We start from the raw sequence: 9,258 nt of genomic DNA on the forward strand, positions 1-9,258 counted from the left end.
GTGGGTGGGGTGAGCGGTTGAGCGGTTGAGCGGTTGAGCGGTTGAGCGGTTGAGCGGTCGTTCGGGCGTTCGCCGGTTCGACCGGGCGAGCCGCGCCGATACGATGCACGGCGATACGGCGCCTGTTCCCGCCAGCATTCGGACGATCGTTCCCGGACGCGCAAGTACTGCGCGTCCGGCGCTACGCTAGAATAACGGCCCTCTCAAAAACGACGGCGGCCGGCAGTTGCGGCCTCCGTATCCGATGAATGTCATGGCCAAACTTCTGAACGATCAAGAATTCCAGCGTTTCTCCGAACTTCAGCAGAAGCAGGCAAGCTTCACGATCACGCCCGACGAAGCGGACGAACTGCGCGACATCGTCGCGCGCGCGCAGAAGAAGCGCGACGATCGCGCCGCGGCGATGCTGGCGATCGAAAGCTATATCGAGCAGTTCGACATCACGCCCGACGAACTCTTCTCGCCCGAGCAGATCGGCGAGGCCGCGCGCACCTACGGCCTCATCACGGCCACCAAGAAGGAACGGACGCTGCCGCCGTCGATCACGTTCAACGGCAAGCCGTACCAATGGACCAAGACGCTCCCCGACGACGTGCGAGCCGCGCTGTTCGACGCGTTCACGTCCGGCGAGTCGGTCAAGCGCTTCATCGCGATGCCGAAGGACACTGCGCGCTGCGCGCTGACGATTGCTCGCCTCGAGCGCGAAACCGGCGGCGTCTATGCGGACGCCCACCTCGACGAACTCGCGATCACGCGCGACCAGGTGAGCGACGCGGCGACCAAACTCGCCGTGTAAGGGCAGTCGCCCGCCCGCTGCGTGCAATCGCGAAAGCGCGCAGCGCATTGGCACGCTTCGCGGCGCATGCGACGCACACATCGCACGCGGCCGCATCGGCGCGGCACCGGTACCTGCCGGCGCCGCGTCAGCCCGAGCGCTGTTCGCTCGAGGTCCCGAAAAGACTCACTTCAGCCTCCCGAAAACGCTCACCTCAAGCCGCTGGCGGCATCAATCCGGCGGTCCGAACGTCCTCTCCGGCACCTCACACAGACGCTCTCCATTCACTCCCGAAAAGCCTCACCAGGCCTTCCTGAAAGGGCTCACCGCCAGTTCCCGGGAAGGCTCACCGACAGCTCCCGTATCGACTCACCAAGCGTCTCCCGGAAAAGCTCACGTGAAGGCTCCCGTAAAGCCTCACCTTTGAGTTTTTTCAGGCTGGCGATGCATGCGACATACAGCACGTGCACACCGATACGCCGCGAAATTGACCGGGATACGGCACGCGCCTATAGATTCGGCACACACCATCGTGGAAACGAAAACCCCGCTGCGTTCTGCCTTGTTTTGGAGGCGAGCCGCCGAAACGGCTCCCATGCTCGTTCCGATCGCCACAGCCGAGAACATTCGCCCAGACGAACCGCCGCACCGACGACGCACGCATGGCCGACATCGCACGCGCCGGTGCCAACTGCACGCGATACCCACATACTTTTCGACACTCGACGCCTCGCGACTACGGTTGCAGCTTCATCTTGAATCCGACCACGCCAGGCTCCTCCGTCGGCGACACCGCGAACCCGCACGACTTCGCGAGCGAGATCATCGCCGTGTTCTCGCGCAGCGCCTCGCCCACCATCCACGCGGTGCCGCGCGACCGTGCGTATTCGATGATGCGCATCATCATCAGCCGCCCGAGCCCCTTGCCCTTCTGATCGGGCCGCACCGCGATCGCGAACTCGGCCGTCTCGTTGTCGGGATCGGCAACCGCGCGCGCCACCGCGAGCGTATGCGACCGGCCCGATGCGTCGGTGAGCGCCACGATGAAGGCCATCTCACGGTCGTAGTCGATCTGTGTCATGCGCGCGACCTGCGAATGGTCGAAGCTGCGTACCGCGCCGAAGAAGCGCATCCGCAGATCGTCCGGCGTCATCGCGCCGAGGAGCTCCTTGTGCGCATCCTCGTCTTCAGGACGAATCGGACGGATGGTCACCGTTTCGCCGCGCCATTCGAGCGTCTGCTCAAGGTGACGCGGATACGGCATGATCGCGAGCCTGCTGCGCCCGGCCGCGAGCGTGATGCGCGGCGCAACCACATACGTGCGGTCGGACAGCACGCGCAGCGTGACCGACATCGCGACGACCTCGCGCACGTCGCACACGGCCTGCGACAGCGCCGTCAGCGCGCCCAGCGTGGGCTCGACCGGAGCGCGGCGGGCATACGGCGAACGCTCCATCACCGCGCGCGCAAGCACCGTATTCAGCGGCGGCAACCCGTACACAACGAGCGGCGCCGATACGCCGTCGGCCGGCGGCACCGCATAGCGGAATACCGGGCCGAAATTCGAATCGTCGTACATCTCGATCGTCACGTCGACGACCTTCGCGCCGGCCGACGGCTCGTCCGGCTCGCCATGCAAGCCGAAGCGTGACAGCCAGTGCAGCGCCGCTTCGCCGGCCAGCTCGTGTTCGCCGGCTTCGACCATGCGGCGTGCGTCAGCCTGCGCGGACGCGACACGCTCGGCCGGTTGCAGTGGCGTACCTTCGGGCGTCTGCATCAGCAGTTCACGGCCGAGGTTGTAGTCGACCAGCCGCGCATAGGCGCGCGCGAGCCGCTGCGGCGTCGTGTGCACCGGAATGCCGTTCGCGTGCAGCGCATCGCGCGTCGCCGCATCGACCGCGCCGAAGAAGCACGCGAGGATGCCGCGATGCGCATGCTGCCGCGCTTCGATCAACGTGCGCGCAACGGCCTCGGCCGGCGCGCTGTGAGACGTCGAATGGACGACGAACAGCGTGCCCGTTTGCGAGTAGGGTGCGAGCGCCTTGACGGCCGCGCCGAAATGCTCGGGACGCGCGTCGTCGCCCAGCGTGAGCGGGTTGCCGGGCACCGCAACGTGCGGCAGCGCGGCCGACACCTCCGACGTCACCGCTTCCGGCCAGTTGGCCAGCACGTCGCGCACCTGCGCGACCGCATCGACCGCGAGTTTCGCGACGCCCGCATCGCTGGTCACGAGGGTTGCCGCGCCGCGCGCGGTGACGCGCCCGACGCCGAGCGTCTCGATCTCGTCGAGCAGATCGTCGAGCGCATCGACGCGGACCATCCCGGCGCGCTGGAAAGCCGCCGTATACAGTGCGTCGCCCGGATCGCCGCGCCCGGTACGCAGCGCGAGCACCGGCTTGTTGCGCGCGGCCGCGCGCGCCGCCGACATGAACTTGCGCGCGGCGCACACGGTATCGAGTTCGAGCAGGATGGCGCGCGTGCCGGGATCGCTGGCGAGGTAGTCGAGCACGTCGCCGGCATCGACGTCCGCCTCGCTGCCGAGCGCGACGACATGCGAGAAGCCGAGCCCGCGCGCGTTGGCCCAACCGAGCACCGCATTGGTCAGCGCGTTCGATTGCGACACCCACGCGACGCCGCCCGAGCGCGCCGTATAGGCCGGTGCGCCGAAATGTGCATGCCGCGCGGGCGACAGCACGCCGAGACTGCCGGGCCCGACGATACGGAGCACGAACGGCTTCGCGGCCTTGAGCGCCCGGTCGAGTGCGGCGCGATCGGCGTCGGTTCGTGCATCGCCGACGATCACCGCCGCACGTGTGCCGAGCTCGCCGAGCTTATGCACGATGCCGGCCCACGTGGCGGGCGGCGTGCAGATCACGGCGACCGACGGCGGCGCGGGGAGCCGCTCGACATCGCCGATCACAGTGTGCCCGCCGAGCTCTCGGTACTTCGGATTGACGGGCCACACGGGCCCTTCGAACCCGCCGTCGAGCACGCGCGCCCATACCATCGCGCCGACACTGCCCGCGCGCGACGATGCGCCGACGACCGCAACGGACTTGGGCTGAAACAACGCATCGAGATGGCGAACGGTCACATCGACTCCATACGGTAACGAAAGACGGCCCGGCCGGTGCACGGCCCGAATGGCCACGCGCCGGGCGACGCGAACTCCAAGCATAGGCGAACCGGATGCGGCTGCCTATATGCCGATCGGCCGACTGTGCGATGCGCATCAAGGCCGGCAACATGCGCTTGCACTCGACGCATTCACACATTGCAACGAGCGCAGTGGGCGACACGCGACGGCGCGGCGCATCCGTCAGAGGTGAGGATTTACAGGAGCCATGGTGAGCAGATTCGGGAGCCCTATCGCGAGGCGGCGCAATGCGCGAGCGGTGATGCGTGCGCGCTGCACGTCAGCACCGCGAAGATCGCAAATGGCCGTGCGCCTTGCGATGCGAATTACGCGCTCGTTTACCGCAATTCGCCGCCAAATCCGCGGCAATCGCGACGAATGTGTGAAACGCGCTCTTTTAATCGCGGGGAGTTGCCGTTCGATACGCGATGTCGAATCGCGCGTCGGCGGCCCAAAAACAAAACGGTGCGAGGGCCGTGGGGCCGCTCGCACCGTCAGTGACCGCACGAAAGGTGAGGATTTCCGGGAATCAGTCCTTGATCAGGAAACGCGCGCGGTTCTTGCCGAGCCAAGCCGGCGCACGGCCGCGGCCGCTCCACGTTTCGCCCGTCTTCGGATTCAGGTACTTCGGCGGCAACGCGCGCTTCGGCTTCGCGGCGGCGCGCTTGCCGGCCGGGAGGAAACCGAGCTCTTCCGGCGTAATGTCGAATTCCTCGATTTTCGCCCGAATGGCGGCAATTGCATCGGCAATCGCCTTTTCGCGTTCCTTGTCGATCTTTTGCTGAAGTCTTTCGAGTTGCGCAGTCAGTTGCCTGTAGGTCGCCATATGGATGGGACTCCGTGAGTGTTATTCATGAAAAATAGCCGACTCCAAGCGAATAGAAAAGCGCTTTACCCGATTACGTCCCATCGTGCGGTCGTATCGGGCTCAATAATCGCCTTTCTTCTTGCATGCGAAGAGAAGATTTCGCACAGCGTCATCGGTCGATTGCTGGAGAACGTCGAATTCCCCGGTGCAGATGGCTCGGGCATTGTCCGTGCAATTGCTCCAGTCGCTGCCGGTGCATTGCACCTGCGTAGTCGGACGTCCGTCCGCCGTAAACAACGGCGCCCCGCCTCCGCATCCGCCGAGCCCCGTAACCAGGACCAACAATCCGGCCCGACGCCAATGCGTTCCAGGCCACCGACAGACCGACGCAAGCATGTGTTTCATTGTTCTTTCCGTCAACCAATTTTTTAATGCCGCGAGTATGCCATGCGTCGTTACCCCGCGTTCAGTCGGGCGTCCGGTCCGGCGCCCGGTCGGGACGCGCGCGCGTCCTGTACGGCAAAGCCCGGTGGGGATCGTCGGCGATGCGAACGAACACCTGCTCGACGTCCGGAAGCGCGCCAAGTTCGCGTGCCAGCGCTTGCCGGTCGAAGGCGGCTTCGGCACATCCTTCGACATATATGAAGCGCCGCTGCACGGTGATCCACAGGCTCGTGCCGCGCAGGCGCTCGCTGCCCGAAAAATGCGCTTTCGCCGCCGCGGCAATCGGCTCGTCGTACATATAGGAGTTCGGCTTCGTGCAGCGATGGGCGAGCCAGCAGGTGGTGCCGCGCTCGACGCGATAATGCGCGTCGTCCTCCATCTCGGCGTGTGTCATCCACGGGCCGAGCGGCAGCGGACATTCCGCGTAGTCCTGCGACAGTGCAATGAACGGATCGTTGTACCAGTTGCGCCGCGCGGCCGGTATTTCCGCATCGGACTGCGCGAAGGAAGACGCCGTCACCAATGCGGCGAGCCATGCTGCGATACGGATTCGCTTCATCGTTGCCTCCTGCCCGGCGCGTCACGGGCGCCGCGCTGCCAGCCCGTTCGCTTCAGGCTTACGTCGTCACCGGTCGATTCCGAGCGCCGTCATCTTCTTGTACAGCGTCGCGCGGCCGATGCCGATTCGTGCAGCGGCTTCGGTTACCTTCCCGTCGCACGCCGCAAGGGCGTCGGTCAGGAACTGGCGCTCCCAGGCGGCCAATGCGTCGGCATACGAAGCCACCGGCGCAGCGTCGGCGCCCGCGGCATCGGTGGTGCTCCGGCCCGCCAGCGGCGCAACCCGCGTGCCCGCCGGCACGCCGTCCGCCGTCATGCGCACCGGACCGAGGAACGACGCGAGCGCGGCCGCATCGATCACCGAACGGTCCGACAGCATCAGTGCGCGCTCGAGCGTGTTGCGCAGCTCGCGCACGTTGCCCGGCCACGGATACGCGCACAGCATCCGCAGCGCGTCGTCGGTCAGTTCGCAATGCGCGGCGCGGCCATGCTGCGCAGCCAGTTCCTCGAGCGTCGCGTAGACGAGCGCCGCGATGTCGGATGCGCGCTCGCGCAGCGGCGGCGCATGAATCGTCAGCACATTGAGGCGGTAATAGAGGTCGGCGCGAAAGCGGCCGGCCTCGACGAGCGCCGGCAGATCGGCGGAGGTCGCGGCGATGATCCGCACATCGGCGCGCACGATCCGGTTCGAGCCGACCGGTTCGAACTCCTTGTCCTGCAACACCCGCAGCAGCTTCCCCTGCAGCGGCAACGGCATGTCGCCGATCTCGTCGAGAAACAGCGTGCCGCGATCGGCCAGCTCGAACTTGCCGACGCGCCCCTTGCGATCGGCGCCCGTATACGCACCGGGCGCCGCGCCGAAGAACTCGGTTTCGAGCAGCGTGTCGGGGATCGCCGCGACGTTCACCGTCACGAGCGGTTGCAACGCACGCGCCGACGCCGCGTGGATCGCATGCGCGAGCAGTTCCTTGCCGGTGCCCGTCTCGCCGAGCAGCAGCACCGGCGAATCGACCTGCGCCGCGCGCCGTGCCTGCCGCTTGGTCTCGAGGCTCGCCGCGCTCGTGCCGACGAAGCTCGCAAAGGTGTACTTGGCACGGCGCGCCTGCGCGAGCGAACGCTGCGTCGCGATCAGCTGCTGTTGAAGCTGCGCGTAGCGCGAAAAGATCGGCGTGAGCGTCTTCAGTTGATCGAACAGCGCAAAGCCGATCGCGCCAACCGTCTCGCCCGCCTCGTTCTTCAACGGCAGGCGCGTGACGACGAGCGGCTCGCGGCCGGTCTCCATGATGTCCAGCAGAATCGGCTGGCCGGTCGACACCACCTCGCGCATCAAACTATTCGGAATCACGGCTTCGCAGTCGAGGCCGATCGCCTGCTGCGGATCCGCGAAGCCGAAGCGCGCCGCATACCGCTCGTTCATCCAGACGACGCGCGCGTCGCGATCGACCACCACCGTGCCCGCACTGGAATCCTCGAACGTGCGGAACAGCGACTCGGCGGCGCGGCGCAGCACGTCGCCGAAATTGATGGGCAGGCGGGCCAGGTCGTTCATCATCGTGTCGTCGTCTCCATGTATCGTTGGCCGGCTGTCTCCAAAGCGAGACGCAGTATCTCATTTCGGAGACCTGCCGGAATGCGTTGTCCGGGAAAGCCCTGCCCCGTTTGGCGCGCGTCGGCGGGCAGGACATCGTCTCCGGAGCGAGACGTTTTATGTAGAATCTTCAGACATTGGCCGGCGCGGGCCCGCCGGCCTGCGCCGGGCGCCCGCCCGGCGGCGCACTCCGGCCGATGGCACGAAACCTGCACGACCCCGAGCCGGTCCGCGGCGCGTCCCGCGATCGAAAACAAACCAAAGCCATTAGGAGACTCCCTTGTCTTTCGTGATCGTCCTCGCCGCGCTGGCGTTCCTGATGTTCGCCGCCTATCGCGGCTACAGCGTGATCCTGTTCGCGCCGATCGCCGCGCTCGGCGCGGTCCTGCTGACCGAACCGGCCGCCGTCGCCCCGGTCTTCTCCGGCATATTCATGGAGAAGATGGTCGGCTTCGTCAAACTCTATTTCCCGGTGTTCATGCTCGGCGCCGTATTCGGCAAGGTGATCGAACTGTCCGGGTTCTCCGAGTCGATCGTCCATGCGGCGATCCGCTACATCGGCCGCTCGCGTGCCAATGCGGTGATCGTCGTGGTGTGTGCGCTGCTCACCTATGGCGGCGTGTCGCTGTTCGTCGTGGTGTTCGCCGTCTATCCGTTCGCGGCCGAGCTCTATCGCCAGAGCAACATTCCGAAACGGCTGATGCCCGGCGCGATCGCGCTCGGCGCGTTCTCGTTCACGATGGATTCGCTGCCCGGCACGCCGCAAATCCAGAACATCATCCCGACCACGTTCTTCAAGACGACCGCGTGGGCCGCGCCTGCGCTCGGCACGATCGGCTCGCTGTTCATCATCGTCGTGGGCCTCACGTATCTCGAATGGCGCCGCCGCTCGGCGATGGCGAAGGGCGAAGGCTACGGCACGTCGCTCGTGAACGAGCCGGAACGCGTCGAAGCAACTGCGCTGCCGCATCCGGCGCTGGCGATCCTGCCGCTGATCCTCGTCGGCGTTTCGAACTTCGCGTTCACGAAGCTGATCCCGCAGTGGTATGGCGCCGCGTCGTACACGGTCGCGCCGGACGTGCTGCCCGGCGTGCATGCGCCGGTCACGACGTCGATCAAGACGGTCGTCGCGATCTGGTCGGTCGAAGCCGCATTGCTGCTCGGCATCGTGCTGGTGATCCTGACCGCGTTCAAGCGCGTGAGCGGGCGCTTTGCGGTCGGATCGAAGGCCGCCGTCGGCGGCGCGCTGCTCGCGGCGATGAACACCGCGTCCGAATACGGCTTCGGGGGCGTGATTGCGGCGCTGCCGGGCTTCCTGGTGGTCAGCGATGCGCTCAAGAGCATCCCGAACCCGCTCGTCAACGCGGCCGTGTCGGTCAGCTCGCTCGCCGGCATCACCGGTTCGGCGTCGGGCGGCATGAGCATCGCGCTCGCCGCGATGTCGGACCTGTTCATCAAGGGCGCACAGGCCGCCAACATTCCGCTGGAAGTGCTGCACCGGGTCGTCGCGATGGCAAGCGGCGGCATGGACACGCTGCCGCACAACGGCGCGGTCATCACGCTGCTGGCCGTCACGGGCCTCACGCACCGCGAATCGTATCGCGACATCTTCGCGGTCACGGTGATCAAGACACTCGCGGTGTTCTTCGTGATCGCCGTGTACTACACCACGGGCCTCGTGTAAGCGTCAGCATCGGGCGGCGGCGTTCAGACGCGCGCCGCCCGGCTCGTGTCGGCCGTGGCGACGCGGCCGGCAAGCTCGGCGTCGCGCATGATCGGGGGCTTGATGGCGCCGCCGATGCCGGCCGTGCGGACTGCGCTGCCCCCCCGCTTTCCTACGTTTCCGCCTTACGTTCCCGCCTTCCGCCGTCTTCGCGGCCATTGCCCGGTGTGCCGGGCACCTGGCTCTTATACACATCTGACGCTGCCGACCACCTTACGGCTATGAC

7 protein-coding genes are annotated in these 9,258 nt (G+C 66.5%); 2 read left to right on the top strand and 5 right to left on the bottom strand.

The window, feature by feature from the left end:
* Positions 1–244: 244 nt before the first annotated feature.
* Positions 245–796: a hypothetical protein gene (locus C3Y15_RS30510; protein ID WP_011881030.1), complete on the top strand. Its 552-nt coding sequence runs from the start codon at positions 245–247 to the stop codon at positions 794–796.
* A 715-nt stretch (positions 797–1,511) separates the two neighbouring features.
* On the opposite strand, the gene C3Y15_RS30515 is transcribed toward C3Y15_RS30510, so the two are convergent.
* The 5 genes from C3Y15_RS30515 to C3Y15_RS30535 all read right to left on the bottom strand — a co-directional run bounded on the left by C3Y15_RS30515 (position 1,512) and on the right by C3Y15_RS30535 (position 7,273).
* Positions 1,512–3,869 carry a GNAT family N-acetyltransferase gene (locus C3Y15_RS30515; protein ID WP_059462705.1) on the bottom strand — a complete coding sequence of 786 codons (2,358 nt, stop codon included), beginning with the start codon at positions 3,867–3,869 and terminating at the stop codon, positions 1,512–1,514.
* Positions 3,870–4,440: 571 nt separating this feature from the next.
* Positions 4,441–4,737: an H-NS histone family protein gene (locus C3Y15_RS30520; RefSeq protein WP_011881034.1), complete on the bottom strand. Its 297-nt coding sequence runs from the start codon at positions 4,735–4,737 to the stop codon at positions 4,441–4,443.
* Between the two features lie 102 nt (positions 4,738–4,839).
* Entirely contained in the window at positions 4,840–5,124 is a 285-nt protein-coding gene (locus C3Y15_RS32635; protein ID WP_311732184.1) for a hypothetical protein, read from the bottom strand.
* 61 nt (positions 5,125–5,185) lie between these two features.
* A complete protein-coding gene (locus tag C3Y15_RS30530; protein ID WP_069246405.1) occupies positions 5,186–5,722 on the bottom strand; it encodes a BON domain-containing protein in 537 nt (178 codons plus the stop codon).
* A gap of 66 nt (positions 5,723–5,788) precedes the next feature.
* Positions 5,789–7,273 (bottom strand): sigma 54-interacting transcriptional regulator, encoded by a 1,485-nt coding sequence (locus C3Y15_RS30535; RefSeq protein WP_059558489.1) that lies wholly within the window; start codon positions 7,271–7,273, stop codon positions 5,789–5,791.
* Positions 7,274–7,589: 316 nt separating this feature from the next.
* Here C3Y15_RS30535 and C3Y15_RS30545 point away from each other — a divergent pair, with 316 nt between their 5' ends.
* The gene (locus C3Y15_RS30545) at positions 7,590–8,993 is read left to right on the top strand and encodes a GntP family permease (RefSeq protein ID WP_011881038.1); all 1,404 of its coding nucleotides are present in this window, start codon (positions 7,590–7,592) and stop codon (positions 8,991–8,993) included.
* The last annotated feature ends 265 nt before the right edge of the window (positions 8,994–9,258 follow it).

The sequence above is a fragment of the Burkholderia sp. B10 genome (assembly GCF_004368385.1).
Classification (GTDB): Bacteria; Pseudomonadota; Gammaproteobacteria; order Burkholderiales; family Burkholderiaceae; genus Burkholderia; species Burkholderia vietnamiensis.

Bases quoted from the DNA above. Each gene is read 5' to 3' on its own strand.
- C3Y15_RS30510 (WP_011881030.1), top strand. From the start codon at position 245: ATGAATGTCATGGCCAAACTTCTGAACGATCAAGAATTCCAGCGTTTC.
- C3Y15_RS30520 (WP_011881034.1), bottom strand. From the start codon at position 4,737: ATGGCGACCTACAGGCAACTGACTGCGCAACTCGAAAGACTTCAGCAA.
- C3Y15_RS32635 (WP_311732184.1), bottom strand. From the start codon at position 5,124: ATGAAACACATGCTTGCGTCGGTCTGTCGGTGGCCTGGAACGCATTGG.
- C3Y15_RS30530 (WP_069246405.1), bottom strand. From the start codon at position 5,722: ATGAAGCGAATCCGTATCGCAGCATGGCTCGCCGCATTGGTGACGGCG.
- C3Y15_RS30535 (WP_059558489.1), bottom strand. From the start codon at position 7,273: ATGATGAACGACCTGGCCCGCCTGCCCATCAATTTCGGCGACGTGCTG.